Below are 528 nucleotides of genomic sequence, written 5' to 3' on the forward strand. Positions count from 1 at the left end.
CGAAAAGCAGGACAAACGGGAACGCGGGCAACAGCGAAAGCAGCCGCGTGACACAGGTCCCGGGTGGGTCAGATTTACTTCGGCGAATCGCCGAAAGGCGGGTCAGAATTCAATCGGCGTTGACAGCCATTTTCTGTAGTTTCCGAATACACCGATGGCCCGGCCCATTGCACTGTCAAGTGAATTGGCTGCTGCTTGTTGAGCAAAAGGCATTCGCAAGGAAGAAGCGCTACATATGCGCTGATACCATTTTGCTTGGCCGCTGAGACACAAGCTGTCTTCCGTGATCAGCATCGAGCATGTCTTGATGCGTATATTGCGCATGTCATATTTAGAGGGCGTTAGCTGCCACGGATGATGGCAAACCATGCGTTGCTCGCACACGTGTCGAATAGCCGCAGAGAGGTGGCGCCGGAATTTCGGACAAGGTCGGTAAGTGGAACGGTCGGGGCCTGAGCTGGTCATAGGGACCAGCAAAAGGAACCCAAAGATGGCAAAAAGAAGCGGCCGGTCGCATAGCCCGGCATT

At 54.5% G+C, this 528-nt stretch carries 1 protein-coding gene; it reads right to left on the reverse strand.

The genetic code is table 11. From position 1 onward, the window contains the following. Nucleotides 1-102: 102 nt before the first annotated feature. On the reverse strand, nucleotides 103-528 hold a 426-nt coding region (locus AB3X89_RS40165), incomplete at its 5' end, for a hypothetical protein (RefSeq protein ID WP_368588049.1).

The sequence above is a fragment of the Paraburkholderia sp. BR14320 genome, assembly GCF_040948665.1.
Lineage (GTDB): Bacteria > Pseudomonadota > Gammaproteobacteria > Burkholderiales > Burkholderiaceae > Paraburkholderia > Paraburkholderia youngii.